This window comes from Dyella soli (assembly GCF_054482295.1).
Window position 1 is genome coordinate 44,646 of sequence record NZ_JBTFFU010000003.1, and the last position, 24,638, is coordinate 69,283.

At 62.9% G+C, this 24,638-nt stretch carries 24 protein-coding genes; 11 read left to right on the forward strand and 13 right to left on the reverse strand.

The window, feature by feature from the left end:
• Window positions 1-6 precede the first annotated feature (6 nt).
• Both ACXU4B_RS14500 and ACXU4B_RS14505 read right to left on the reverse strand, forming a co-directional pair.
• A complete protein-coding gene (locus ACXU4B_RS14500; protein ID WP_165583211.1) occupies window positions 7-1,479 on the reverse strand; it encodes a mechanosensitive ion channel family protein in 1,473 nt (490 codons plus the stop codon).
• A 321-nt stretch (window positions 1,480-1,800) separates the two neighbouring features.
• The gene (locus ACXU4B_RS14505; RefSeq protein ID WP_131411249.1) at window positions 1,801-2,841 is read right to left on the reverse strand and encodes a LysR family transcriptional regulator; all 1,041 of its coding nucleotides are present in this window, start codon (window positions 2,839-2,841) and stop codon (window positions 1,801-1,803) included.
• Window positions 2,842-3,114: 273 nt separating this feature from the next.
• Between ACXU4B_RS14505 and ACXU4B_RS14510 the strand changes: the two genes are divergently transcribed.
• Both ACXU4B_RS14510 and ACXU4B_RS14515 read left to right on the forward strand, forming a co-directional pair.
• Window positions 3,115-3,594 (forward strand): carboxymuconolactone decarboxylase family protein, encoded by a 480-nt coding sequence (locus tag ACXU4B_RS14510; protein ID WP_131411247.1) that lies wholly within the window; start codon window positions 3,115-3,117, stop codon window positions 3,592-3,594.
• Window positions 3,595-3,676: 82 nt separating this feature from the next.
• Window positions 3,677-4,102 carry a cupin domain-containing protein gene (locus tag ACXU4B_RS14515; protein WP_131411246.1) on the forward strand — a complete coding sequence of 142 codons (426 nt, stop codon included), beginning with the start codon at window positions 3,677-3,679 and terminating at the stop codon, window positions 4,100-4,102.
• A gap of 346 nt (window positions 4,103-4,448) precedes the next feature.
• Here ACXU4B_RS14515 and ACXU4B_RS14520 read toward each other — a convergent pair whose 3' ends face one another.
• From ACXU4B_RS14520 to ACXU4B_RS14530, 3 genes are all read right to left on the reverse strand, one after another.
• Window positions 4,449-4,766, reverse strand: a complete 318-nt coding sequence (locus tag ACXU4B_RS14520; protein WP_240734115.1) for an antitoxin Xre/MbcA/ParS toxin-binding domain-containing protein — start codon at window positions 4,764-4,766, stop codon at window positions 4,449-4,451.
• 55 nt (window positions 4,767-4,821) lie between these two features.
• Complete coding sequence (locus ACXU4B_RS14525) at window positions 4,822-5,151, reverse strand: hypothetical protein (protein WP_131411244.1); 330 nt, start codon at window positions 5,149-5,151, stop codon at window positions 4,822-4,824.
• A 283-nt stretch (window positions 5,152-5,434) separates the two neighbouring features.
• Window positions 5,435-5,710: a hypothetical protein gene (locus tag ACXU4B_RS14530; protein ID WP_165583210.1), complete on the reverse strand. Its 276-nt coding sequence runs from the start codon at window positions 5,708-5,710 to the stop codon at window positions 5,435-5,437.
• Between the two features lie 869 nt (window positions 5,711-6,579).
• Here ACXU4B_RS14530 and ACXU4B_RS14535 point away from each other — a divergent pair.
• Complete coding sequence (locus ACXU4B_RS14535) at window positions 6,580-7,173, forward strand: HD domain-containing protein (RefSeq protein ID WP_240734114.1); 594 nt, start codon at window positions 6,580-6,582, stop codon at window positions 7,171-7,173.
• Window positions 7,174-7,342: 169 nt separating this feature from the next.
• Window positions 7,343-7,588: a hypothetical protein gene (locus ACXU4B_RS14540; RefSeq protein ID WP_131411242.1), complete on the forward strand. Its 246-nt coding sequence runs from the start codon at window positions 7,343-7,345 to the stop codon at window positions 7,586-7,588.
• Between the two features lie 408 nt (window positions 7,589-7,996).
• Here the strand turns inward: ACXU4B_RS14540 and ACXU4B_RS14545 are convergent, their stop codons facing one another.
• Window positions 7,997-9,205, reverse strand: coding sequence for a sensor histidine kinase (locus tag ACXU4B_RS14545; RefSeq protein ID WP_165583209.1), 1,209 nt, complete (start codon window positions 9,203-9,205; stop codon window positions 7,997-7,999).
• A 279-nt stretch (window positions 9,206-9,484) separates the two neighbouring features.
• The gene (locus tag ACXU4B_RS14550) at window positions 9,485-10,249 is read right to left on the reverse strand and encodes an SDR family oxidoreductase (RefSeq protein ID WP_131411238.1); all 765 of its coding nucleotides are present in this window, start codon (window positions 10,247-10,249) and stop codon (window positions 9,485-9,487) included.
• Window positions 10,250-10,497: 248 nt separating this feature from the next.
• Between ACXU4B_RS14550 and ACXU4B_RS14555 the strand changes: the two genes are divergently transcribed.
• Genes ACXU4B_RS14555 through ACXU4B_RS14570 form a run of 4 tightly spaced genes read left to right on the forward strand, consistent with a single transcriptional unit; the run spans window position 10,498 to window position 13,751 of the window.
• Window positions 10,498-10,824, forward strand: coding sequence for a hypothetical protein (locus tag ACXU4B_RS14555; RefSeq protein WP_131411236.1), 327 nt, complete (start codon window positions 10,498-10,500; stop codon window positions 10,822-10,824).
• A gap of 3 nt (window positions 10,825-10,827) precedes the next feature.
• Window positions 10,828-12,051, forward strand: coding sequence for a hypothetical protein (locus tag ACXU4B_RS14560; protein WP_131411234.1), 1,224 nt, complete (start codon window positions 10,828-10,830; stop codon window positions 12,049-12,051).
• Between the two features lie 4 nt (window positions 12,052-12,055).
• Window positions 12,056-12,823, forward strand: a complete 768-nt coding sequence (locus ACXU4B_RS14565; protein ID WP_131411232.1) for a hypothetical protein — start codon at window positions 12,056-12,058, stop codon at window positions 12,821-12,823.
• A 28-nt stretch (window positions 12,824-12,851) separates the two neighbouring features.
• Window positions 12,852-13,751, forward strand: coding sequence for an MBL fold metallo-hydrolase (locus ACXU4B_RS14570; RefSeq protein ID WP_131411230.1), 900 nt, complete (start codon window positions 12,852-12,854; stop codon window positions 13,749-13,751).
• Between the two features lie 200 nt (window positions 13,752-13,951).
• Here ACXU4B_RS14570 and ACXU4B_RS14575 read toward each other — a convergent pair whose 3' ends face one another.
• The 4 genes from ACXU4B_RS14575 to ACXU4B_RS14590 form a co-directional block, all read right to left on the reverse strand.
• A complete protein-coding gene (locus ACXU4B_RS14575; protein WP_131411228.1) occupies window positions 13,952-14,977 on the reverse strand; it encodes an alpha/beta hydrolase in 1,026 nt (341 codons plus the stop codon).
• A 270-nt stretch (window positions 14,978-15,247) separates the two neighbouring features.
• Complete coding sequence (locus tag ACXU4B_RS14580) at window positions 15,248-15,487, reverse strand: YgaP family membrane protein (RefSeq protein WP_131411226.1); 240 nt, start codon at window positions 15,485-15,487, stop codon at window positions 15,248-15,250.
• Between the two features lie 130 nt (window positions 15,488-15,617).
• On the reverse strand, window positions 15,618-16,406 hold the full coding sequence (locus tag ACXU4B_RS14585; RefSeq protein ID WP_131411224.1) for a cysteine hydrolase family protein: 789 nt from the start codon (window positions 16,404-16,406) through the stop codon (window positions 15,618-15,620).
• A gap of 527 nt (window positions 16,407-16,933) precedes the next feature.
• Window positions 16,934-17,497, reverse strand: coding sequence for an OmpA/MotB family protein (locus ACXU4B_RS14590; RefSeq protein ID WP_165583208.1), 564 nt, complete (start codon window positions 17,495-17,497; stop codon window positions 16,934-16,936).
• A gap of 500 nt (window positions 17,498-17,997) precedes the next feature.
• Between ACXU4B_RS14590 and ACXU4B_RS14595 the strand changes: the two genes are divergently transcribed.
• Window positions 17,998-19,557: a GH39 family glycosyl hydrolase gene (locus tag ACXU4B_RS14595; protein ID WP_131411220.1), complete on the forward strand. Its 1,560-nt coding sequence runs from the start codon at window positions 17,998-18,000 to the stop codon at window positions 19,555-19,557.
• A gap of 105 nt (window positions 19,558-19,662) precedes the next feature.
• Here ACXU4B_RS14595 and glnA read toward each other — a convergent pair whose 3' ends face one another.
• Entirely contained in the window at window positions 19,663-21,078 is a 1,416-nt protein-coding gene (glnA, locus tag ACXU4B_RS14600) for a type I glutamate--ammonia ligase (protein WP_131411218.1), read from the reverse strand.
• A 324-nt stretch (window positions 21,079-21,402) separates the two neighbouring features.
• On the opposite strand from glnA, the gene ACXU4B_RS14605 reads away from it, so the two are divergent.
• A complete protein-coding gene (locus ACXU4B_RS14605) occupies window positions 21,403-22,200 on the forward strand; it encodes an undecaprenyl-diphosphate phosphatase (protein ID WP_131411216.1) in 798 nt (265 codons plus the stop codon).
• Between the two features lie 54 nt (window positions 22,201-22,254).
• Here ACXU4B_RS14605 and ACXU4B_RS14610 read toward each other — a convergent pair whose 3' ends face one another.
• A complete protein-coding gene (locus ACXU4B_RS14610; RefSeq protein ID WP_131411214.1) occupies window positions 22,255-23,205 on the reverse strand; it encodes a LysR family transcriptional regulator in 951 nt (316 codons plus the stop codon).
• A 145-nt stretch (window positions 23,206-23,350) separates the two neighbouring features.
• Between ACXU4B_RS14610 and ACXU4B_RS14615 the strand changes: the two genes are divergently transcribed.
• Window positions 23,351-24,550, forward strand: coding sequence for an efflux RND transporter periplasmic adaptor subunit (locus ACXU4B_RS14615; protein WP_131411212.1), 1,200 nt, complete (start codon window positions 23,351-23,353; stop codon window positions 24,548-24,550).
• The last annotated feature ends 88 nt before the right edge of the window (window positions 24,551-24,638 follow it).

Consider the following 24,638-nt stretch of genomic DNA (forward strand, 5'->3'; position numbering starts at 1 on the left):
GGACCGCTATTTGTGCGCGACCCCATGGAGTCGCCGCAAACCCTCCAGCAATTTCTGGAAGACGCCTTCCTTCGCGGTCTCGTGGTCGGTGATTTCCCTCAGGATCTCAGCCTCTCGCGATTGAAACTCCAGTAGATCGTTGAGCATGGTTTTTGCGAGCTCCGGAAACTCCTGAAGCAGCGGGGTGATCGCATTTTTGTTGAGCCGAACAATCGAAGCGCTGCTCAAAGCTCGCAGCCGGATTCCTGCACTGACACCCGTAAGAATGCTCGACCGGCCGACGGCATCACCGGGCGCCAGTCTCCGCAGCTCGATGTCTCTTCCATCGCGCGGGGCCAACAGGACGGCAACCCCCGAGGCCACTATGAACAGGGCCCTCTGGTCATCCGGGCAATCGGGGCTGACGTCGTAGATCATTTCCCCTGCGGAAAATGTCCGCCTTATCGCGGCGCCAGCCAACTGGGCGATTTGTTCCGCACTCAAGGACTTGAACATGTCGATATGGCGGAGCAGTCGTTCCGGCTCGCCTGCGAACTCGCCGCCCTGTTGCTCTTGCCCCAGACAAATGCCATGGGCATTCAAATGGCGATGCGCCTGGTCGATGATCTCATTCTGGGTGGCCACCTTCTTATCGGCCGACGCCACATAGGCCAGGATTTCGTACTCGATGAACTTCCTGTGTATCCCCGTTGCAGTGATGACTGGCTTGGGGTTGACCAATACTTCAGTGGTACTTCTGACGGCATCTTCGAGGGCGGAGATCACCACCGACGGCCGAATGGTTGGCGATATGTGAATCAGCACCGTTACCCCGTGAATCTGCGGAGGCCGACTCAAGTTGACTATGTTGGCTTTGGCGGCGGCGCTATTCGGCACCTGGACGAAGTTGCCCCGATTGTTGAGCAAGGTCGTCGCCCGCCAGGTTCTGTCGATGACCCTGCCCTGGATGTCGGCTATCGTCACGGTGTCGCCCACTTGAAACGGCTGGGTCGCGTTGAGCACCACGCCGGAAAATACGTCACTGAGCGTGCTCTGGACGGCAAGGCCAACGATGATCGCCATGGCGCCCGACGTGGCGAGCAACCCGCCAAGGGGAAGCTCCAGGACATAGCCGACGGCGGCGACTGCCGCGGTCACGAAAACGATGGCCCGCAATATGTCCTGGAACAGGCGCTCGCGGTGCAACTCTGAAGGCAGAACAATTCGTCCAAGAATCGTGGCCGAGATCTGTGCAGCCTGCAGCCACCACAGGATTTCGAGTCCTTGCGCCAGCAGATGCCGGATGGGCTGGTCTGCCCATGGCGCGACATGAAACGGGCTGATCTGTGCGGTCCACAACACATAGCTCAGAAGCAGGAACAGCGTCAGTCGAATCCCGAAGCGCGCCCATTCCTGGCTGAGCTTCAAGAAGCGCCATGCCAGGAAGTCCAGAAGCAGGACTCCGAGGCCAAACAACATTCCGCGGTCAGTGGGATTCATGGCAGCCAGGATCCGGAGAGTCAAGCCCGCGCCTTCGCCCTTGCTTTGGCATGCCCATCCAACGCGTGGGCGAGACATATTCTCACCCACGCGGGTGTTAGCGGTGTCTATGGCCAGAAGCACCGTCGGGCGACAAAGACCCTGTTGAAAGACCTCGTGAGATTTCCGCGCAGATAAACAGCCACTTAGGCCGGCCATTTCGCCGCGTTTCTACCACCGGATCACTACGTTGGGTCGTGGCTGATGCCATCGCGAAGGGACCGCCGCGATCCGACGGCATCGACGTGTGCCTCGCCTGACGACGCTGGAAGCGCGGCGATGTCAGGCGACGTCCGCCAGGAACGCTCCGCTCTTCGCGCCCGCAACCTCTAGTGAGGCCGGCGCCAGCGGGGTCGCGCAGCGCAGGTCGGGCGCGCGTATCGCGGTGGTCATGTAGTCGACGAAGACGCGGATTCGTGTTGGCAGATGCTGCCGGCTCAGGTAACAAAGGTGGTGTGCCCGATCGTCGGGAGCGTATTGCGCCAGGCACGTGACCAGCCGGCCGGCGCGCAGGTGCTGGCGTATGTGGCAGCCGCACATCTGCGCGATACCCTGGCCATCGAGCACGGCTTGCAGAACCAACTCGCCGTCATTGAACGTGCAAGTGGACGGCGGCAGGAACTTCTGGATCCGGCCGCCGACCTTGAATTCCCATTCGAAGATCCTTCCCGAGGCCATGCGAAAATTGATGCACGTGTGCCCGGCCAGGTCCTCCACCTGACGGGGCATGCCATGGGTGCTCAGGTACGCAGGCGAAGCGCAAACCACCATCGGCATGGGAATGAGCTGCTTGGCGATCACCTGGCTGTCCTCCAGGATGCCATTGCGAAAAGCCACGTCTACCCGGTCCGCGAAGAAGTCCATCGCGCGGTCTTCCAGCAGCAGATCGATGGAAATGCCCGGATAGCGGGTGCGAAAGTCCTTGAGCAGCGGCGCCACGACGTAACGGCCGAAGCCTACCGAGGCGCTTATTCGAAGGTGCCCGCGCGGCGGGCCCTCGCGCAGGTCACGCATGTCCTCGATCGCCTGCACGATCCGCTCCACGCCCGGTTGGCAGTTCTGGAAGAACAGCTCACCCTCGCGAGTCAGCGAGGTGCTTCGGGTTGTCCGCAGGAACAGCCGCGCTCCCAATTGGGCCTCGAGCTTCTGCACGCTGCGGCTGACCGCCGAGCGACCGATGCCAAGTCGATCAGCGGCGCGGGCGAAACTGCCTTCGGTCGCTACGGCGATAAACGCAACCACGCCGGCGTAACTCGCGGAGAAACTTGACGCGAGGGCGTCGCTCATTGCGTAGTGGGGTTGATCAAGGGCTTCAAGGTTCATGGGTCGTCTTTCGAATAAATGTCAGCTTCGTCTCAGCCATCCTGAGCGCGCGGGATACCGCCTTCGGGTGGCCTGTGTCCGCTAGACGTTTCAGTTACACCGCCTGTGACAACATCAAGGCATTGGTGCTCGCACGGCAACACGGCGAGCCCTTCAACGGAGCTACTGGGAGCACCGCGAAGAATCTAGGCTGGGTTCGCCATGCTCTTCAGCGTGTAGCGGGCACCTCGGCACGGCCGAGGCATGATCACGCGCCTGACAAGGATTCCATCCATGACCCAGCGGATCGACTATCTGCAGCAATCCCCCGAGCTCTTCAAGAAACTGGTCGCCCTCAGCACGTTGGCGACCCAGTCCAGTGTCGAAAAGTCCACCTGCCACCTCGTCGAAATTCGCGCATCGCAGATCAACGGCTGTGCCTTTTGCCTGGACATGCACGTCAAGCAGGCGGTGATTGATGGCGAGCGACCGTTGCGCCTGCTCAACCTGCCGGCATGGCGCGAGTCCACCTTGTTCAGCGACCGCGAACGCGCCGCGATGGCCTGGACCGAGGCGCTGACCCAGCTGCCGCCGCACGGCGTACCGGACGACATATACGAGCTCGTACGCGCGCAGTTCTCCGAGAAGGAGCTCACCGATCTCACCTACGCAGTCATGTCCATCAATGCGTGGAATCGTATCAACGTCGCCTTCAGGGCCGTCCCCGGTGTGCTCGACAAGGCCTACGGACTCGACAAGGCCGGATTGACCTGACATGGCCTTGACGCGGCGACGCCGCGTTGGCTGCCTGTTCGACACTGCGGCTGCCATGCGTGCCACTCACAAGGAGATTCCCATGCGTACGTTCAAGACGATTGGATTGCTCTGCCTGCTTGCGGGCGGAACCGCTGTTGCCCAGACCACGGCGCCGGCATCCACTGGAGCGGCCCCTCCGCAGGCCCAGGTGACGGAACTGATGACCAAGGCCCTCAAGGACTATCCTGGCAAGGAAGCCTTGATGATCACCGTCGTGTATCCGCCGGGTTCCGTGGATCCCGTTCATCGCCACAACGCCCATGCGTTCGTCTACGTGCTCGAAGGCTCCATCGTGATGAGCCTCAACGGGGGCAAGGAAGTGACACTGACGCCGGGTCAGACGTTCTACGAAGGACCCGACGACGTGCACACGGTCGGGCGCAACGCAAGCCTTACCAAGCCGGCCAAGTTCGTGGTGCTTCTGTTGAAGAACCAGAATGAACCGGTGTTGCGCGTGGTGCCCTGAGCGACTCACCGAACCTTCGCCGGCCCGCCGGAACCCGGAGAACGTGCGCCCATGCATCGGCGGCGGCGGGCCAGCGAAGGTTTTGCACCGCATGTGACGCGACCGGGCATGGAACTGCAGAGACAAAGCCTTCCGTGCGGCGCGTAGCTTCGACCTGTTGGTGGGTGGGGCGTCTCGAGCGCGGATGCCGCCATTGGCGGGAAGCCGGCCCTGGCCGGGCCGGAGACTATCTCCCACCCGGGCAAGCGGTGCGCATGCTGCTCCCGCTTCTCGATGGCGAAGCGGCCTGTTGACGGCGTCCACCAGGTGTTTGACCGCCCTCTGCCAGCATGTCTCGCGGCATTCGTCAGTACGCCAGGTTCGTGCGCGTCTTGTCGCATGATGCTTCCACTGGCGTGGCGCCATCCAACAGGTCCCACACGCTGTCTTCATCACCATCGGCCAGCAGCTCGCACGGCGACTTGCCGCCATAGGCACGGTGGGGTGCACATATCCAATGACCCGCGCGCCTTCGGTTGCCGACATTCTCCAGCAGCGCCTGCGCCAGTTTCGGATGCCGACTTTCGAGCGCATCGAGCGCGCTGGAGAGCAATTCCTCGCGCCAGGTCGCGACACGCGCGATGTCGCTGGCGATTTCCTCAAACTTGCGAGCAGCTATGCCCATCGTGATGCTCCATGGTGGCTTCAAATGACCAGCAGGCAAGCGGCTGGTGGCACGATCATGTGCGCGTGCCGTCGCGAATGGACCGCAGGAACGCAATCACCACTTCTGCGCGGCCCAGTGCCACCAGTTGCTCTGCAGTGAGTTGCCCCAGTTCCGCTATGGGTGTCGCCCGGTACCACTCCATGACGGCGGCCGGCCTAGGCTCGATCTCGGCAGCCACGCGCAGTACCGCCAGGGCCACGGGAATCAGCGTGAACAATGTGCTGTAGCTGTGCTCGCCCACCGGCGAGATCAGTTGGTCCGACGGATCGGCCGTGTAAGCCGCCACGACCAGCGATCGCAGCGATGACTTGGCGATCGGCATCTTCAGAGGCATTCCATTCATGGCAACAAGCTCCCGCCGACAGGGGCGTTTGGATGGGTTCAATGCATCATCGGTATCGGGCCGATATCCAGAAGTTGATGGACGTCGGCCAGACGCCGGGGCTTGCAAGGCTCAACAACGTGATCCGAAACCTGGCCAAAAGCGCAGTTGCGGCCACACGCACTACATCGTCTGCTCATGCACGCTTACGCTTCCTGCAACGATCCGCGAGGTGGCCGCTTGACGGGTCGCCCACCCGACGGAGTTGTTGTCCGACGGCAATCTGGCTGGCGACTTCATCGGATCAGCCAGGACGGTCGCCCTGACAACCAATCAAGCTCACCAACTCGCCATCGTCGCCAAGGCTCTGCCGTGCCCCCGGTGAAACGATGGCTTGAAGCTCAAGTACAAGAATTCGGCGCACCGATGCCTGCGTCGGCATTGCATGGAGAAAAGTGATGGGGCCCTCACTCGCCAACATCGTGATCATGCCTGAAGCTACGAGAATCGCAGGGTCGAAGTCTTGACGGAATTGATGCCAACGAACGTGGCTACTGGCGTCGGATAAAAGCGTAGTCATGGCCACTAGCTGACGGTAGCCATTCCCATGTGTTCGCAGTGTTGCTCAGCGCGCACCAATCACTGAGGACACATCGATTCGATGCCAGGCTGTTGCAGTGGCACGCCCATGCACCCGTCTCTTCCTGTGGCGACTGTAGAGCCTTTCCAGGTGGACGCTCGTCATGCGAGCAACACGGCGATGGGGCCGATGTGGCAATGCAAGCTTGGAGCACCACCGATGCCGTCGGCGCGCCAAAGTGTGTGTTGGCGTGACCCTCGTCCATCGTGGCCCGGCGGCTCATCCACGTCTCGGCACGGCCCGCCCGGAGCCTGGCATGGCCGCTTGTCGATAGCGCACGTGCCGGCTTTCCAGGTGACCTGGCGCGGCGCGCCCGGGGTGTCCACATTGGTTCTCTAATGGAAACACAGTAAGGGCTCGCGAGCGCCTACAGTTCAATGATGCCCTGGTTCAAGATGTCAACCGCGCTTTCCGCGACAAGCGGACTTCCTCGAGACTGGATCGCGAAGTTTCGTCGGCAAGATGCGGGACGTTTGCCGGCGGCCTGAGTTGAGGCTCAATGACCCACCAGCCACCAGGTGAGGGACACGGTTGTCGGTCCCGACGGCTCCACAGCCATGGTGCATGGTCGAAGACCGGGTGCGCTGGAGCGCCGCGTAGCGCGATCCCATTGATACGCCGTGCCGAAGGAAGCGACGCGGACCCTTACGAATTGGGCGAAGTCTTGGATGAATTTGCTCGACGTCAGCCGGAAGAGGCTCATGAAATCGCTCTCAACTCCTGGCCACGCGCGGTCTCGGCCTCCTTCCATCCGTTCAACGGTTCCCAGGCGCCTGATCGCTGAGGTTGCCGTCCCGGATACGACCTTGGTGTCTCGCGCCATCGAGTATGCCCGCGATCTTTCCGAACCCTACCTTTTCAACCACGTCATGCGCTCGTGGCTCTTCGCCGCCTCGCTCGCCGAATTGCGGGGAGCGCCATACGACGCAGAAGTTCTCGCCGTGTCGACGCTCCTGCATGACCTTGGCCTGGTGGAAGCCTTCAGTGGGCCCCTCCGATTCGAAGTGGAGGGCGCCAATGCCGCGCGGGCATTTGCCCACGAGGAAGGTCTGGACGAGCGACGCACTCAGCTGATCTGGGACAGCGTCGCACTCAACTCCACGCCATCCATCGGACTGCACAAGGAAGCAGAGGTGGCACTTTGCACGATGGGCATCGGCGTCGATTGGGGCGGCGGATGGTGCTACGACTCCATCGAAGACCATAGGATGAAGTCGATCGTCGAAGCCTTCCCCCGCTTGAAGATGAAGGAACGATTTACGCGGACCATTTGCGGGATCGTCGAGTCCCGCCCCGAGACGACATACGACAATTTTGCGCGGGATTTTGGCGAGCGCTTTGTACCCGGCTATCGTCCACCGTCGCTCGTAGACTCACTGTTCAACTCTCCGTTCGAGGAGTAGACGTGCCATGGCGCCTCCTGACGGCCCAGGTTTCCATCGTGCGTTGCGGTTGCAGTCCTAGGTCGCCCACGACTGCGAGCTGGCTTCCCGACCCACTCGGCGCCGGGCATTGGCAGCGCAGCTCGAGCAGCACACAGGAGCAGACGATGATGGTCTTTGGAAACGACCCATGACTACTTTCAGGTTTCACCCGAAATGGAATGGCGGGCTCTACTGCACGGGTCCGGGAGGCTGCCTTGAGCTTGAACTCCCGATGGTCATTCTCACGGCGTATCTGCCCACGGAGGAAGCGTGGAAGAGCGAAGCGCCTGATTGGGCCCGAGACAAGTGGTCAGTCATCAGACGCGAACTCGAAGCGTGGTGTCATGAGAACAAGGTCAACTTCATGATTGATGCGGTGGCCAGGATCTACTGATGTTGCAAGGATGCTGGCCCCGGCCCCGCTGGCGCCTGTCCGCAGAGGCACCGTAGGGTCAGACGCACTTTTTGCACGGCACGCTTCTGGCGTCATCGCGCATGACCGTCGCGGGCACGGATGCTGCAGCCAGGCCAGGCTCGGCGTGGCATGAGCGCTTGCGCCGGCGATCAGGCCGCTCGCGTCGAAGCGCCACATCTCAACGAAGTGATCATGACGGGTCATTCCACCACCGGTGGCGGCGATGGGGCGCGCTTGATGGGTCGACCTGTCACCCGTTGTGTGGCCGAGGCTGTACTTGTGCGTGCGATGCCGCCGGCGATGGCTCGGCCGGAAGCGAGTCCCGGGTCATTCCACTGGATGCATTTGACGAAGTTCGCAGCGCCGACCGTCGAGATCGCGGTCGCCTCACAAGACTCGATCGAACGATGCCACCCTCGATGGCATCGGTTGTGCCGGCATCGATTTGATCGCAAGCGGGAACCACACGGTAAATCTCGCGCCCTTCCCGATCCCGTCCGATCGAGCGCTTATGCGCCCGGCGTGGGCCTTGACCAGGTCGTTGACTAACGCCAGGCCAATGCCCAGCCCCTCCCTGGAAGAAGAACGCGCTCCTGGCTCCTGGCCGAACATGCTGAAGACATGCGGGAGGAATTCCCGGGAGATGCCGATGCCATCATCGGCCACTTCAATTTTTGCGAACCCATCATCGCATTCGACGCGAACGTTGATGCGGCCACCCGATCCACTGAACTTGATGGCATTGTGAAGGAGATTCGAGATGATCTGTTCGAGTCGCACCGGATCGCCCATGCACCTGCAGTCGGACGCCTCGACATCAACCACGATGCGACTGTCGGGTGCGGTTGCGGCGATGGTGGCCGATACATGACGCACCAGCTCATCGACATGGACCAGCATAGGTTCCAGGCGGATCTTTCCGGCTCTGACCCGGGAGATGTCGAGGAGGTCATCGACGATTCTGGCCATTCGCCGCGTAGCACTACGGAAGTCTTGCAGATCTTCGGTAATCCGCTGCACCTGCGTGTCGGCGGGAAGTCCAAGGAGCCGTTCGGTCACCAGCAGGATCGTGGTCAAGGGTTGCTTGAGTTCGTGGGAGATCAATGCCAGGCATCGATCCTTGCATGCGTCGGCGTTCAATGCCTCGTCACAGCGTTCCTCCTGCTCGATGAGTCGCCTCCCGAGGGCTTCGAATCGCTCCCGGATGTCGGTCGCATCGCATAGGAACAACGCTTGCTGTGCCGATCCATCGCCTCGCGTGCCCAGGAGCGACATCCTTGCCATGCAGAAGACCAGTCGACCGGTACAGTGGCGATACCACCTCGAGTACCCGTCGTCGGCAAACGGGTCCAATAAGGTCTCCATGGCTTGAGATTGCGAGGAAGCCTCGGCGAAGTTCAGTATCGGCCGACCTATCACGTCGCGTGCGTGATAGCCGAACATGTCCTGTGCCCCATCGTTCCACGCCATGATCATGCCGTCGTGGTCGATGATGATGATCGCCACGGAGCGCGTGGAAGCGGCAGCGATGCCCCATGGCGTGGCCTGGTCGGCCCATTCTCCTGGCGCTGCTGGTGGCGCCGACAGGTCCGTCACGTGATCCCTGGGACTTGTTTCCATGAGTGAGCAAGCCATCGCGTTGGCGAGGTCGGTGCCTCGATAAGGAAGGCCATGCTATGCGGTCGCTGTCAGCCCCGATAGAGACTGCCGATGGATCATCAAGTTGATCGGAAGGCAACAATGAGCGGAGCTTTCGAGCACCGATGGGTCGCAAGCGACGATGCACGATGCCAACGGGTTAGCGGTGGTCGCGCCCCAGGTCGTACAGACGAAAGATGTACTCCCAATATTCGTTGTCGAGCATCACCCCGTCGTTCACCGCGAGGCGAATGAAGAGCGCGCGAACCAGGTCTTGAAGTCTTGCTTGCCCAGGCGTGCGCCTGCTTCCGGAATGAGGGTGTCCGGCTCCAGCACAGCGCCAAAATAAGCCGCCTTGGGGTCCGCGATGACCTTGCGCGAATCCCCCGTGGCGGCAAGAAAGCGCTGAACCCACTCCGCCATGGGAGCCTTCTCGGGGCCGGCAATTTCCACGATGCCATGGACTGGCTCGCCGACCGCGACATCGGCGACGGCATCGGCGACGTCGTCGGAGGCAATCGGCTGCATCAGTCCAGTGGAAATGTGAATTTCCTGGCCCGCTCCGCCGGCGCCTGCAATGCCATTGAGAAACTCGAAGAACTGGGTGGAGTGGATGATGGTGTACGGAATGCCGGAAGCGCGTATCAGTTGTTCCTGGGCCATCTTGGCGCGGATATAGCCACTTGCCGCAAATGCCGGACGCCCGGTCCCCACGACGGACAACGCTACATGGTGCTTCACGCCTGCCTTCTTCTCCGCAGCGGCCAGGTTGCGCCCTGACGTCTCGAAGAACTCCATCACAGCCTTGTCTTCGAACGAGGGCGAGTTCGACAAATCCACGACCACGTCCGTTCCGTTCATGGCATCGCCGAGGCCTTCGCCAGTGAGGGCGTTGACGCCCGACGAAGGCGCCGCGGGAACCGCCTCGTGTCGGTTTTTGCGCAAGCGTTCGACGACTTTGCTGCCGATGAGTCCAGTACCACCAATGACGACGATCTTCATGGGAACCTCCGTTTGGTGCTCGCAGTTGGGAGACGAGGCCGTCCGTACATGGCGTATGTAGCGCGCCGATCGGGGATTGGAGCGATAAGGCCTTCCACCCGATCCCTACTGAAGCCCCTAATGCGGTCGCCAGGCAATAGGTCGATAGCGATACTCGGACGAGCTGCCATGTGGTGCGCTTTCCTCACCGCCAGGCCAGGCTTGCAAATTCCAGGGGTCCGCCCGTCGTCTTCCAAATAGACGCTCCGATGACGTCGGATGTGACAACATCCCGCGGGTCGCCAGTCAAAGGGCTTCACCGCGAGCTCGTCAACCCGTCTACCAGCCGTGTTGCATCGAACCCGAGCCGGGATTGCCGCGGCAACGAGTGCGCGAGCCTTTCCATCGACCGATCTGCGGTGATGGTCAATGACGGCCATTTGTTCGGCACGACTGACCGCGTGGACCACACCGCGCTCGTGCCGGGATTGGCTGGCACGCCGCGTTCACTACTTGACGATGGAGTGGACCGGCGGTTCGCGACGTTCCTCCCCGTTTATCGGGAATCGAGCGGAATTACGCTGATCAAGGGGTAATTTATGCGCGCCTCAACTATTGCCATTGCCTGCATGCTTGGCCTGTCTTTCAATGCATTCGCCGCTGAAGTCAAGTCGATCTCACGACTCGCTGCCGGGCCGGGCGACACCTTGTTTGTGGCCGACTGGAAGGCCGCCGAGGTTCACGCGATCCAGCTTGCACCCGCGCCCCGCCAGCCAGCAGGCACAGCGTTCAACGTCCTTGACCTGGAGAAACTGCTGTCTGACCAGGTAGGCGGTGCCAGGGTCACCGTCGAGGACATGGCGGCGCGTACCGGCACGGGAGAGGTCTATGTGGCGGTCAGCTATGGTGCAAACAAGACCCCGGCACTGTTCGTCGTGACCAGCGACAAGAAGGCCCGTCGCGTGGACCTGGCGGCCGCGCACTCGACCTCGGTTGCGCTTCGCGATCCGCCCACGATGAACGAAAAGTTCTGGAGGGAGATGCCTGAGCGCAGCTTCACTGTCACCGACATGAAGTGGCACGACGGGGAGCTCTTCGTGGCCGGGCTGTCGAACCAGGAGTTCGCCTCGACTCTGCGTCGCATCCGCTATCCCTTCGACGCCAGGCAATCGATCACGTCGGTCGAGATCTTCCATACCGGCCACAACATGGTCGAAACGCGCGCGCCGATCCGCGCCATGAGTTTCGCGAAACTCGGCGGCAAACCTTATCTCGTCGCTGCCTATACGTGTACACCGCTGGTGATCATTCCGCTCGATGAGCTGAAGGATGGTGCGCATGTGCACGGCAAGACCGTCGCCGAACTCGGCTACGGCAATACGCCAGCCGAGATGGTTGCTTACACGCAAACCGGGGACGGCAAGACCCAGGACTTCCTCATGCTGGTGAACTACAACCGCGTGTCGAACATCATCCCGGTATCGGAGCTTGAAGCGGCGCGTGCGCGCCCGGGCATCGAAAAGCAGGTGCCGTACGGCAAGATCACCGGTCTGGAAGTGTCGGAGGCGCCCCTGGCCGGCGTGATGCGGCTGGACAACCTCGACGACAAGGCGTTCGTCGCCGTTCGGCGCGACCTCCAGAATGACGAGTTGCAACTGGTCTCGATGGGAAAGAACCTGAGCTTCCGCCTGTCGGATCATATCTCCGAGTACGCCTTTCCCGATTTCAGCTTCAAGGGCCACGCGTCCCCGCAGGCGCATCAGTACATCAACATGCTGCTGACCGACGAAGGGTTCCCTGACCTCATCAAACCTTCGGAGTAATGCCGTGCGCTGGCGGCCGCTCCTCATCGGCGTGGCCCTCGCGGCCATGCTGCAGGTTGCTTGGGGCGGAGAGCCGGCGCCGCAGGTCGTGCTCGTCCAGCCCTCCGGCGCGGAGGTGCCGGCCAACATCCTTCGCCTGTCGGTGGTATTTGCCGCACCGATCGAAGGTGCCGTGCTGCCGAGGATTGCCCTCGCCCACGCGGACGGGCGTCCGGTACCAGATCCGTTCCTGCCGCAGGAATTGTGGTCGCCCGATGCAAAGGTGCTGACGCTTCTATTGCACCCCGGGCGGGTCAAGACCGGTCTGGTCGCGCGCGAGCAATGGGGTCCTGTCGCCATGGAGGGAGATGACATGGTCCTCACGTTCGATGGGCACCCCATCAAGCGATGGCATATAGGTCCCGTGGACACGAGTGGCCCGGTCGCATCCGCGTGGAAGTTGTCCCCCGTAAGCCCCGGTTCGCGACAGCCACTCGTGGTCACCCTCGACGGCCCGATCGACGGTCGTGACGTCGACTACCTGGCCGTGGTTGATGCTCACGATCGTCGTGTCGACGGGACGGCCCGACTGCGCGAGGGAGAATCGATGTGGACGTTCATGCCGGACACGGCATGGCGGCCGGGCAAATATCGGCTGGTCATGCGCGGCACGCTGGAAGACCCATCCGGCAATCGGCTCGGTGGACACTTTGAAACGCCCATGGGGTCCCCGCAACCAACCCCGACTGATACTGCCATTGCTTTCAAGGTTGGCCCGGACTCGTCGTTGTAGGGCCGTGCCCGCACTCGAGGAGACAAGCATGAGCGTTGACATCACCTCTCATCCCGGCAAACCGGGGCCCGGCGAGCTGGTCCCGTCTCGTTATGCGTTGCAGGTAGGCGAGATTGACGTACTGGTGATCAGCGATGGCGTGCTGCCGCTGCCCCCCGTGACACTGGCTACCAATGCCGACCCGGCCGAGCTGGCGGCCTGGCTGGATGCCATGCTCCTGCCCCAGGACGTGTTCAAGTGGCCGGTGAACGTGGTCGTTGCGCGTAGCGGCGACCGGACCGTGCTGATCGACTCTGGCATAGGGTCGGAGTTCACGCCGGCAGGCCTGTTGCTCGGGCGCCTCGCGTCCGCCGGCATCGATCCCGCATCCGTGACCGACGTCGTGATCACGCACCTGCACGTGGACCACGTGGGTGGACTGCTCGCCGACGGGCTGAGGCGGCGGCTGCGTCCCGACGTGCCAATCCACCTGGCGGCCGCCGAGGTCGAGTTCTGGAAGTCACCTGACTTCTCCCGCAATACGTTCGGCGGCATGTCCGACGTGCTTCGGTCGGCCGAAGAGCGCTTCATGGAGGTTTACCGCGGCCAGCTGCGACTGTTCGAATCGGAGTACGAGGTGGCGCCGGGGGTGGTCGTTCGTCGCACCGGCGGCCACACGCCCGGGCACAGCGTGGTTCGCATGGCGTCCGGTGGCGACCGGCTGACCTTTCTCGGCGATGCCGTGTTCCAGGATCATTTCGACCGCCCTGGCTGGTACAACGCTTTCGACCACGATCCCGACGAGGCGGTCCGCGTCCGCGTTCGTCTCTTGCGGGAACTGGCGGAGAGCCGTGAGCCCACGGTGGCCTCGCACGTGTCGTTCCCGTACTGCCGGGTGGCCGTCGACGGCGACATCTTTCGTTGGGTACCTGCCCTCTGGGAGTATTGACCGCTGGTCCGGTGAGACCCGGGTTGGCTCAAGAGACCAGAAAGCATCGGACCCATTGAGCGTCGGTGCCAGGAGCCGTACCCGTTTCGAAACGCGGTCAGCTGCTTCTTCCCGAGTCAGGCGAGACGAGCAGCGAACCGCCGCTCGCTCGGCCATGAAGCACCCACGCAGGGTAGAGCGCCTGCGTGGCCCGCTCCGTCCTACTTGTGCAGGTTGTACTTGAGGAAGTCCACGCCTTGCTGGATTGCGGCCTGTGGCGCCGGCGTGTTCGCAATCGGGTTGAGCAGCATGAAGTCGTGAATGGTGCCGTTGTAGCGAACGCTGGTCACGCGTACGCCGGCGTCGGACAGGTGCTGCGCATAGGCCTCACCCTCATCACGAAGCACATCGTTTTCGTCGGTCATGACCAGCGCGGTCGGCAATCCGCGCAACTGCTCCTTGGTGGCATTGATGGGCGAGGCGTGAATATCCTTCCTCAGTGCGACGTCCGGCAGATACGCATCCCAGAACCACTTCATGGCCTTGGCGGTGAGCCACGGACCTTCGGCAAACTTGCTATACGACGCGGTCGTCATGCTCGCATCGGTCACCGGATAGAACATGGCCTGCGCACGCAGGGCGGGACCCTTTCTTTCCTTCGCGAGCAGCGCCACCGCTGCGACAGCGTTGCCACCGACACTTTCGCCCGCAATGGCAAGGCGTGACGGATCGACATCGAACTCGCCCGCATGTTCGGCGACGTACTTGAGCGCGGCATAGTCTTCTTCGATCGCCACGGGATAGTGCACCTCCGGTGAGCGGTCATACTCCACGAAGACGAAGGTTGCGCCCGTGCCGACGGCCAGTTCACGAACCAGACGCTCGTGGGTATGGAAGTCGCCAAGGATCCAGCCGCCGCCATGGAAATACACCACGCCAGGCAGCGTGCCCTTGGCACCCTGCGGGCGAACCACCACGATGTTGGTGTGACCATGGGGGCCTACGGCAATGGTGCGATGGACCACATCGGCGGCAGGCATGCTGACGGGACCTGACGACTGCACGCTCACAAGCACGTTGCGGGCCGCTTCCGGAGTGAGCGTATACAGCGGCGGTCCGCCCGCGGATGTCAGGCCGTCAATGAATTTCTGCGTGGCCGGCTCGAGGATGGCATCGGAGGCCATGGCAGACCCGAACGACGCTGCCAGCAGCGCCGCGCTCAACATGGTTTTGCTGAACTGATTCATGATTTACACCGTGATTACGTTGGAGGAATTGACGCCAGGGTTTGCGTTCGCTCACCTTGTTTGGCTATGGCTGCCTGTGCCCTTGGAACCCTCCGCTCTCGAGGGTGATTGCGCGGGGAAGCGGGAGCCGCCGAAATCGTTGGTGGCTTTCAACTTGGCGACCCTGCGACTGCGCATACTTCAAGGCGGGCATGCCGCTACGTTTGAATGACTACGCCATTGCGGAACGCCGTCCGTGATCGTCATGGACCGTCGCTGGCGAGCCCCGGGTCACCATTGCCTGGCTTGATCGTTCCGGGCAAGGCGGCGACCCGCCAGTGCGCATGCCGGGCAGAATCCGACGACGCCGGTCAGGCCGAAACCGATGCAGGTCAGGGCGCCGATCCAGTTCCAGGGCGAGGGCAGCAAGGCACCACTGAGAATGACAGCAGCTGTCGCGAGGAGGATTCGCGTCGCCCTCTCCCAGCCGGGGACGTTTTTTACGAAGAACGCAGTTTTGAAGAAGGACATAGAAACGTTTCCAGTTGGTTTCGCGAGTCAGGGACCGATTGCCTGTCGGGCGACGAGGGTTGCGCCTGAACTACCCAGGCGAAATGCCCGCGGTTCGTCGGAGTAGCTCGATGCACACGTCATTCGACGATCAATGGCCATGGAGCCTGGCGACGACCTCGTCGGTCGTCATCACGCCGTTTGCGATGTAGCGGAAATTGGTCAGTGCGCTGCCGTAGCCATCACCGTCCGGCAGCTTCGGACCGGCCACTGCATCGCGCACGACCACGACCTCGAAACCTCGTTCGATGAATTCACGCAGGTGCGACTCGACACACAGGTTGGAGGCCATGCCGGCCAGGACGATCTTGTCGACCCGCTGCTTGCGCAACTGCAGCATCAGGTCGTTGCTTTGCGGTCCATACAGCTTGTGTGGCGAGGCGATGATGGTCTTGCCGTCTTCGATGTAGGCCTTGAACTCCGGCATGAAATCCGCACCGGAGTTGCGGAAACCGTCCAGTGTCAACGCACCCTTGCGGTCGAACAGGCCGAGCTTGTGCTGCACGGTTTCCACCGGCGCTTCGAACTGCCACCGATGATCGTGTGGGTAGTAGTAGTGCGGCGAGATGGCCACGGTGGTTCCCGACTGCTTGAAGGCAGCGAACAACTTGCCAAGGTTTGGAACCAGGTGCTGCTCGGTCACGCTCTGGCCGAAGATCGGCCAGCCCGCACCCTTGGGGCTCATGAAGTCGATCTGTGGATCGATGACGACGAGCGCGGTTCGACTCGCATCCCATCGGAAGGTCGACGCCGGTAGCGCAGGCTTGACGGGATCGGCGTAGGGGTCGCTGGCGGCGAACGCCGCGTTGGATGCCGCCAGCGCGGTGGTCAGCACTACGGCGCAGTAGAGCCATTTGCGGGCTGTGTTGAAGTAGGCCATGGTCAAGTTCTCAGAGGGAGTGCAGCAGAACGGGATGAGATTCGCTCGACATGATGGAGATCCTCTCAAGGGCACGGGGATGCGCCTGGAGGAGGCCGTAGAGTCACGGGCCTCGCTATAACTGCTCTTGGCGTGACTGACAGCGTAGGTTCGGGCGATGGTTGGCGGTAGTCATCCGCGAGTAACCACGGTGTTGTCGAACATGCATCAGTCATCAATTGCACATCGCGATGGTGACGCCCGGCCTTCAAGCCCATGCACGCTCTTGTCGATCGGCTCGACCGTCAGTACGCGGCGGATGTTCTCCCGCTCGACATGGCCCGGGTGCAGGCCAACAACGCTCATGCCAGGCATGTCATGGCGCTGCCATGACGCGCTACGGCGACAGGCTTCGGGACGCTGGCTGGCGAGGTCGTTGCGGGGTCGACCGCAAGCCATGGCAAGGCATGGCTCGCTTCGGACAACAAAGGGGCCGGAGCAGCGCCTGGCTGCAAGCGCGCTCCGGCCCCTGGTCGGGTTTTACAGGCTTACTTGCCCGGGCTCGCGATGGTGAGTTCCACGCGGCGGTTCTGCGCCTTGCCGTCCGGCGTATCGTTGGAAGCGATCGGATTTTCCTCGCCGTAGCCGTGGGCCGAAACAAGATCCGGTTTGACGCCCTGCGAGATCATGTACTGCATCACGTTGTCAGCCCGCTTTTGCGACAGGATGAGATTGCTCGAGACGCCCTGCTTCATCAGCTCAGGACCGATCGGCGTGCTGTCCGTATAGCCGTTCACGCTGACCTTGTTCTTCTGATGAGGGGCAAGGACCGCAGCGACCTTGGCAATGCTCTTCTTGGCGTCAGCCGACATTTCCCAGCCGCCCGAAGGGAACAGCAACTGGTCGTTGAGCGACACCTTGATGGCGTCCTGCATCCGCGTGATGTGCATGTCGCGGGATGCGATCTCGGTGCCCATCGTCTGGTTGAGTTGCTGGTACTGGGCCTCGAGTTCGGCATTCTTTTGCTGTGACTCGTCGTATTTCTGCTGCGACACGCAACCTGCCAGCAGCACCGCTGCACCTAATGCGCAGTACATCGGAAATTTCGTCATGGGTGTTCCCCTCTCGCCGAGAAGTTGTGCCGACGTGATGTCGGCTCCTGAACAAAATGGCCGTCCGTGGCGATGATCTTCCCCGGCCCTCTGTGAAAGAACGAACAAGGCGCGGCGAGGGGGACCGGCATCAAGGCCCGGGCAACCGGCGGTCCGTCGCCGGCGGGGGACCTCCGCCAATGGCGCCGAGCGCGGCCATGGCCCGCCCTGGTCGCGGAGCGCCCTGCGTCCGTCCGGCCGCGCCCAGGGCGTAGCTAAGCTGCTGATTAATTTCCGATTCGCTTCACTCCGCCGTCCCCGCCGCGCTACGCCCGCCCCCCGTTGGTCGAGCCCGGACGGCACTTCCCGGCGGTCAGCCAGCGGCACCTGCATCGGGGCCCGGGCCAGGAGCACGCATTGATCGGGCAAGCCGCCATGTAAGAGACTAGGCCCGCGATGTAAACGTTTACGCGGGCGCCTCGCGCCGCCAGCCGCCCCTCCCCTGCACTCAAGGACCTGCCATGCCAGCCCAGTCACCGCTCCGTCGCTTCGCTGCAGGCGCATGCGCAGCCGCTTGCCTCGCCTTGTTGGGCAGCGTGCATGCCCAGGCGGGCAGTGCGGCTGATGTGCAACTGCAGGTCGATGCCGGCAGCAAGGGCACGCCCCTGCCGCACTTCTGGGAGCAGATGTTCGGTTCGGGTCGCGCCTCGCTCGCGCTGCGCGACGACTACCGCAAGGATCTTGAAGCCGTGCGCGCGGCCACCGGCATGGGCTACATCCGCTTCCACGGCATCTTCGATCGCGATGTGGGCGTGGTGTATCGCGATGCCCAGGGCAAGGTCGCCTACAACTTCAGCTACGTCGACCAGATCTATGACGGCCTGCTGGAGCGCGGCGTGAAGCCGTTCGTGGAGCTGGGCTTCATGCCGGAAGAGCTGAGCGCCGACCCGTCGAAGGTGCACGACTTCTGGTACCACCCCAACGTGATGCCGCCGAAGGACTGGTCCGAGTGGGAGGCGATGATCCGCGCCTTCAGCCGGCACCTGATCGAGCGCTACGGCATCGAGGAAGTATCCAGCTGGTACTTCGAGGTGTGGAACGAGCCCAACCTGGCCTTCTGGGGCGGCAAGCCCGAACAGCCCACCTATTTCGAGCTGTATGACCGCACGGCCCGCACGCTCAAGGCGGTGGACAAGCGCTTGCGCGTGGGCGGCCCCAGCACGGCGCAGGCCGCGTGGGTGCCGGAGTTCCTCAGGCATGTGAAGCAGAGCGGCACGCCGGTCGATTTCGTGAGCACGCACGTGTACGGCGACGACACTGCGCAGAACGTGTTCAAGACCGGCGAGAACATCGCGCGTGCCGACATGGTCTGCCGTTCGGTGGACAAGGTGCACAAGGAAATCGCCGCCTCGTCGATGCCCAGGTTGCCGCTGATCTTCAGCGAGTACAACGCCTCGTACGCCAACCTGCCCAATGTCACCGACACCATCTACATGGGTCCGTGGATGGCCAACACCATCCGCGAATGCGCGGGCAAGGTTGACATCATGAGCTACTGGTCGTTCTCCGACGTGTTCGAGGAACAGGGCGTGGTGAAGACTCCGTTCTATGGCGGCTTCGGCCTGATCGCCGCCGATCGCATCGAGAAGCCGGCGTTCAATGCGTTCGCCATGCTGCACAAGCTCGGTGACGTGCAGTTGCCGCTGAAGTCCGACAGCGCGCTGGCCACCCGGCGCGCCGACGGCACCGTGGTGCTGGCGTTGTGGAACTACGCCCCGCCGGTGGGCGACAGCGCCGAATACACCCCGGGCGAACCGAAGGGCAGCAGCAGGCACTTCGACGTCGAGGTGAAGAAGCTCAAGGCCGGCGCGCAGGCCACGCTGTGGCGCCTGGACCAGGCCCACGGCAATGCAGTCGCCGCGTTCGACCGGATGGGCCGCCCGGCAGGGCCCAGCCGCGAACAGATCGTGCAGTTGCGTGAAGCCGGCAAATTGTCGGCAGCCGAGCAGGTGGTCGTGCAGAACGGTCGGCTGAGCATCGACATTCCGCCGCAAGGCCTGGTGGTGGTCGAGCTGCGCTGAGCGGCTCGAGCGAGCCGCATCCCCTGCGCTGAATGATGGCGGGGCCGGCAAAAACAACGGGCGCCGCAGCGCCCGTTGTCCCTCCCACCCAACTTGCCTGCGCGATCAGAGCGCGTAGTACATCTGGAATTCCAGCGGGTGCGTGCTGGCGCGGTAGCGCGTCACTTCCTGCATCTTCACCGCGATATAGGCGTCGATGAAGTCGTCGGTGAACACGCCACCGGCCTTGAGGAACTCGCGGTCCTTGTCCAGCGCATTGAGCGCTTCGTCCAGGCTCGAGCACACCTGCGGAATGTTCTTCTCTTCTTCCGGCGGCAGGTCGTACAGATCCTTGTCGGCCGGCGCACCCGGGTCGATCTTGTTGATGATGCCGTCGAGGCCCGCCATCATCAGCGCGGTGAACACCAGGTAGCCGGAGTTCATCGGATCGGGGAAGCGCACTTCGATGCGGCGACCCTTCGGGCTCGACACGTACGGGATGCGGCAGCTGGCCGAGCGGTTGCGGGCCGAGTAGGCCAGCATCACCGGCGCTTCGAAGCCCGGCACCAGGCGCTTGTAGCTGTTGGTGGTGGAGTTGGCGAACGCGTTGATGGCCTTGGCGTGCTTGAAGATGCCGCCGATGTACCACAGCGCGGTCTGCGACAGGCCGCCGTACAGGTCGCCGGCGAACAGGTTGGTGCCGTCCTTGGAAAGCGACTGGTGCACGTGCATGCCGCTGCCGTTGTCGCCGACGATCGGCTTGGGCATGAAGGTGACGGTCTTGCCGTTCTGGTGGGCGACGTTCTTGATGACGTACTTCATCGTCATCAGTTCATCGGCCTTCTGCACCAGCGTGTTGAACTTCACGCCGATCTCGCACTGGCCGGCATTGGCCACTTCGTGGTGGTGCACTTCGACCACCTGGCCGAGCGACTCCAGCACCTTGCACATGTCGGCGCGCAGGTCGCCCAGCGAGTCCACCGGGCTGACCGGGAAGTAGCCGCCCTTCACGCCCGGACGGTGGCCGGTGTTGTTGTCTTCGTACTTGTAGCGCGAGCTCCACGCGGCTTCCTCGGAGCCGATCTCGTAGAACACGCGGCCCATGTCGTTCTGCCAGCGCACCGAATCGAAGATGAAGAATTCCGGCTCCGGACCAAAGAAGGCGGTGTCGGCGATGCCGGTGGACTTCAGGTACGCCTCGCCGCGCTTGGCGATGGAGCGCGGGTCGCGGCCATAGGCCTGCATGGTCGACGGTTCCAGCACGTCGCAATGCAGCACCATCTGGGTGTGCGCGCTGAACGGATCGATATAGGCGGTATCCGGATCCGGCAGCAGGATCATGTCGGACTCGTTGATGCCCTTCCAGCCGGTGATCGACGAGCCGTCGAACATCTTGCCGTCCTCGAAGGTGCCCTCGTCGATGGCATGGGCCGGGAACGTGACGTGATGATGCTTGCCGAGCATGTCGGCAAAGCGGAAGTCGACGAATTCGACTTCGTGTTCCTGGATCAGATCGAGCACTTTCTGGGCGGCGGACGACATGGACAACCTCGGCGGGTTAAAGGTGAGGAAACGATACGCTTCAGAGCAAGGCCTGTGCCAAGCGAAAGCCTCTTTCACTATCAATAAGTTAATGGCAGAAAAGGCATCGTGGCGCGGCCATGTTGCACTACGATGAAACACTGGAATGCACCTTTTGAGTGCATACAGACTGCCGCGCCGTCCGTCCCGCCATGACGGGGACGGCCACGCGGAGCCGACAGGACACGTCCCGGACCGATCGCCCCGAAAACGCCATGCCAGTCCCGTAAGCTATGCCGCTTTGCGCCGGCATGGAACCGGTGCCGGCCAACCGTCGGAGTTTTCGTGAGCGACCTGATCAACGTCATCCTGCTTGGCATCATCGAAGGCATCACCGAGTTTCTGCCCATTTCCAGCACGGGACACCTGCTGATCGCCGAAAAGTTCGGCCTGGGCGAGCGCTCGGACCTGTTCAACGTCGGCATCCAGGCGGGTGCGATCCTCGCGGTCACCTTCATCTACTGGGGCCGCATCTGGCAGTTGTTCACGCAATGGCGCGATCCGGCCAACCGCGATTACCTCGCCAAGCTGCTGGTGGCATTCCTGATCACGGCCGTGCTCGGCTTCATCGCAGTGAAGCTGGGCTTCAAGCTGCCCGAGGCGGTGACGCCGGTGGCGTGGGCGCTGGTCATCGGCGGACTGTGGATGATCGCCGCCGAACGCCTTGCCGCCCGCCAGCCCGATCGCACGCAGGTGAGCTGGCGCGTGGCCATCCTGGTGGGCATTGCGCAGATGATCGCGGGCATCTTCCCCGGCACTTCGCGCTCGGCGGCGACCATTTTCACGGCGATGCTGGCTGGCACCAGCAATCGTGCGGCGGCGACGGAATTCGCCTTCCTGGTGGGCATTCCCACCATGTATGCCGCCACCGGCTATGAGCTGCTGAAGGTACTGAAGGAAGGCGGCGTGCACCACGAGGACTGGACCGCCTTCGGCGTCGGATTCGTGGTCTCGGCCATCGTCGCCTTCGTGGCGGTGAAGTGGCTGCTCGGCTATATCCGCAGCCACCGCTTCACGCCGTTCGCGATCTATCGCATCGCCCTGGGCATTGCCCTGCTGTTGCTGATGCCGGCGGGCGCCTGAGCCCTCGCTGTTCGACAGGAGCGCACGCATGGCGCTCCTGTCGTCTGGCAACAATCAGGCGCTCAGGCGCTCCGGCACCGCCGCCACGACCGGCTTCCTGTGCTTGCCCGGCTCGCTGGTCTGCTCGAACACCTCGCGCACCCACTCGATGAAGGCCTGCACGCGGGCGGACAGGTGCTTCTTCTGCGGATAGACGATCCACACCGGCTTGCCGGTGGAGGTGGTGTCGGTCATCACCAGCTCGAGCTTGCCGAAATCCAGCATGCAGGCGGCGATCACATGCGGCGCCTGGGTGATGCCCAGGCCCGCCACCACGGCCTGGATCACCGACTCGGCGTCGTTGATCAGCAGATGCGCATCGATGTCGACGGCCACCTGCCCGCTGGGCGTCTCGAACTGCCACTGGCGCGGACGGCCATTGGGCAGGATGTAGTTGATGCAGCGGTGATCCTTGAGATCCTCGATGCTCTGCGGCGCGCCGTGCCTGGCCAGGTACTCCGGCGAGGCGATCATCACGTTGCGCAGGTAGCCGATCTTGCGGGCGATCAGGCTGGAATCCTCCAGCGGGCCGACGCGCACCGCGCAGTCGATGCCTTCCTCGTTGAGGTCATACGGGTAGTCGCACATCGACAGTTCCAGACGGATGTCCGGATAGCGCTGCTCGAATTCGGCCAGCCTGGGAATGATCACAGTACGACCGACGGCCGCCGGGACGCCGATGCGCAACTTGCCGCTTGGCTTGCGGCTGGCGTAGCCGAGCGCCTCGGTCGCCTCGGCCAGGTCGGCAAGGATCTCCTTGCAACGCGCATGGAACGCGGCCCCATCGTCGGTCAAACGTAGCGAACGCGTGGAGCGAAAGAGCAGCCGGGCACCCAGCTGTTCCTCCAGGCGCGACACGGCGCGACTGACGCCGGACGGGGTCATGCCCAGCTGGGCGGCGGCGGCGGCGAAGCTCTTGGCCTCGACCACGCGGACAAACGCGGAGATTGCGGCAAAGTCTTCCATAGCTTCGATTATCACCCCATTCGTGACTGGCAGTCACTATTGCATTGCACAAGAAGGTATTTATTGAACCAGATGGTATACCTAATCTCTCGCCCCTGCTCGTCGACCTCCCCCGCCGTCGACGAGATCATTCTGGGAGCGCGATATGAACAAACGATGGATTCTCGCCATTCTTGCCCTGGCCGTGGTGAGCGGCAGCTGGGCCCTGTTGGGCCATGGCGGCGACACCCATGCGCAGGCGGCGCCGGGCGGAGCGCCTCCGGCCGTCACGGTGGCGCAGGTGCTGGTGCGCCCCGTGGACGACGCCGACGAGTTCACCGGCCGCCTGCAGGCCGTCGACACCATCCAGCTGCGGCCCCGCGTCGGCGGCTATGTGGACTCGGTGCATTTCCGCGAAGGTGCCATCGTCCGCAAGGGCGACCTGCTGTTTCGCATCGACCCGCGCCCGTACCAGGCCGAAGTGGATCGTCTGAATGCGAACCTGAGCCAGGCCAGGGCTGAGCAGGTGCTGGCCCAGGCCAATACGGAACGCGCACAGCGGCTGCTGGAGCAACACGCCGTCGCCAAGGAGGAGGCCGATCGTCAGGCCACCGCCGCGCAGAGTGCCAAGGCGCAGGTCGCCTCGACCACCGCGGCGCTCGACGCCGCCCGGCTCAATCTCGGCTTTACCGAAGTGCGTGCCCCGATCGACGGCCGCGTCAGCAATGCGCTGGTGACGCCCGGCAACCTGGTCACCAGCAATGACGTGCTCACCAGTGTGGTCAGCGTCGACCCGATCTATGCCTATTTCGACGTGGATGAACACAGCTACCTGAAATTCGACCGCCAGCGTCGCGAACACGGCGCTTCGCCGCAGATTTCGATGGCGCTGGCCGACGAAAAAGGGTTTCCGCATGCCGGCCGCGTCGACTTCGTCGACAACCAGCTTCGCGCCGGCAGCGGCACGATCCGCCTGCGCGCGGTGTTCGACAATGCCGACGCCAGCTACACGCCGGGGCTTTATGTACGCATCCAGCTCCGCAGCGACAGCCGCCAGCCGCGCGCACTGGTCGATGACCGTGCCGTGGGCGCCGACCTGGGCAACAAGTACGTCTACGTGGTCGACAAGGACCGCAAAGTGGAATACCGCCGCGTGGTCACCGGCCCGCTACTGGACGGCCTGCGCGTGGTTACCGAAGGTCTCGACGCCAGGGACACCGTGATTGTCAACGGCATCCAGCACGTGCGCCCGGGCGTGGAAGTGAACCCGAGCAAGGTGGCGATGGAAACGCGCAGTCTGGATCCGAACAAGCAGCTGGCGATGGCGGGTGGCGCCAGCGGGAACAAGGCGGCGCAGAAGCCGTAACTCTTTGGCTCGTCATTCCTGCGAACGCAGGGATGACGACTCAGGAAATCAAGTCGCAAGTGTGAGCGCCCTCTCTGCGTTGAGCCGG

Bases quoted from the DNA above. Each gene is read 5' to 3' on its own strand.
- ACXU4B_RS14500 (WP_165583211.1), bottom strand. From the start codon at position 1,479: ATGAATCCCACTGACCGCGGAATGTTGTTTGGCCTCGGAGTCCTGCTT.
- ACXU4B_RS14505 (WP_131411249.1), bottom strand. From the start codon at position 2,841: ATGAACCTTGAAGCCCTTGATCAACCCCACTACGCAATGAGCGACGCC.
- ACXU4B_RS14510 (WP_131411247.1), top strand. From the start codon at position 3,115: ATGACCCAGCGGATCGACTATCTGCAGCAATCCCCCGAGCTCTTCAAG.
- ACXU4B_RS14515 (WP_131411246.1), top strand. From the start codon at position 3,677: ATGCGTACGTTCAAGACGATTGGATTGCTCTGCCTGCTTGCGGGCGGA.
- ACXU4B_RS14520 (WP_240734115.1), bottom strand. From the start codon at position 4,766: ATGGGCATAGCTGCTCGCAAGTTTGAGGAAATCGCCAGCGACATCGCG.
- ACXU4B_RS14525 (WP_131411244.1), bottom strand. From the start codon at position 5,151: ATGAATGGAATGCCTCTGAAGATGCCGATCGCCAAGTCATCGCTGCGA.
- ACXU4B_RS14530 (WP_165583210.1), bottom strand. From the start codon at position 5,710: ATGACTACGCTTTTATCCGACGCCAGTAGCCACGTTCGTTGGCATCAA.
- ACXU4B_RS14540 (WP_131411242.1), top strand. From the start codon at position 7,343: ATGACTACTTTCAGGTTTCACCCGAAATGGAATGGCGGGCTCTACTGC.
- ACXU4B_RS14550 (WP_131411238.1), bottom strand. From the start codon at position 10,249: ATGAAGATCGTCGTCATTGGTGGTACTGGACTCATCGGCAGCAAAGTC.
- ACXU4B_RS14555 (WP_131411236.1), top strand. From the start codon at position 10,498: ATGACGTCGGATGTGACAACATCCCGCGGGTCGCCAGTCAAAGGGCTT.
- ACXU4B_RS14560 (WP_131411234.1), top strand. From the start codon at position 10,828: ATGCGCGCCTCAACTATTGCCATTGCCTGCATGCTTGGCCTGTCTTTC.
- ACXU4B_RS14570 (WP_131411230.1), top strand. From the start codon at position 12,852: ATGAGCGTTGACATCACCTCTCATCCCGGCAAACCGGGGCCCGGCGAG.
- ACXU4B_RS14575 (WP_131411228.1), bottom strand. From the start codon at position 14,977: ATGAATCAGTTCAGCAAAACCATGTTGAGCGCGGCGCTGCTGGCAGCG.
- ACXU4B_RS14580 (WP_131411226.1), bottom strand. From the start codon at position 15,487: ATGTCCTTCTTCAAAACTGCGTTCTTCGTAAAAAACGTCCCCGGCTGG.
- ACXU4B_RS14585 (WP_131411224.1), bottom strand. From the start codon at position 16,406: ATGGCCTACTTCAACACAGCCCGCAAATGGCTCTACTGCGCCGTAGTG.
- ACXU4B_RS14590 (WP_165583208.1), bottom strand. From the start codon at position 17,497: ATGACGAAATTTCCGATGTACTGCGCATTAGGTGCAGCGGTGCTGCTG.
- ACXU4B_RS14595 (WP_131411220.1), top strand. From the start codon at position 17,998: ATGCCAGCCCAGTCACCGCTCCGTCGCTTCGCTGCAGGCGCATGCGCA.
- glnA (WP_131411218.1), bottom strand. From the start codon at position 21,078: ATGTCGTCCGCCGCCCAGAAAGTGCTCGATCTGATCCAGGAACACGAA.
- ACXU4B_RS14610 (WP_131411214.1), bottom strand. From the start codon at position 23,205: ATGGAAGACTTTGCCGCAATCTCCGCGTTTGTCCGCGTGGTCGAGGCC.
- ACXU4B_RS14615 (WP_131411212.1), top strand. From the start codon at position 23,351: ATGAACAAACGATGGATTCTCGCCATTCTTGCCCTGGCCGTGGTGAGC.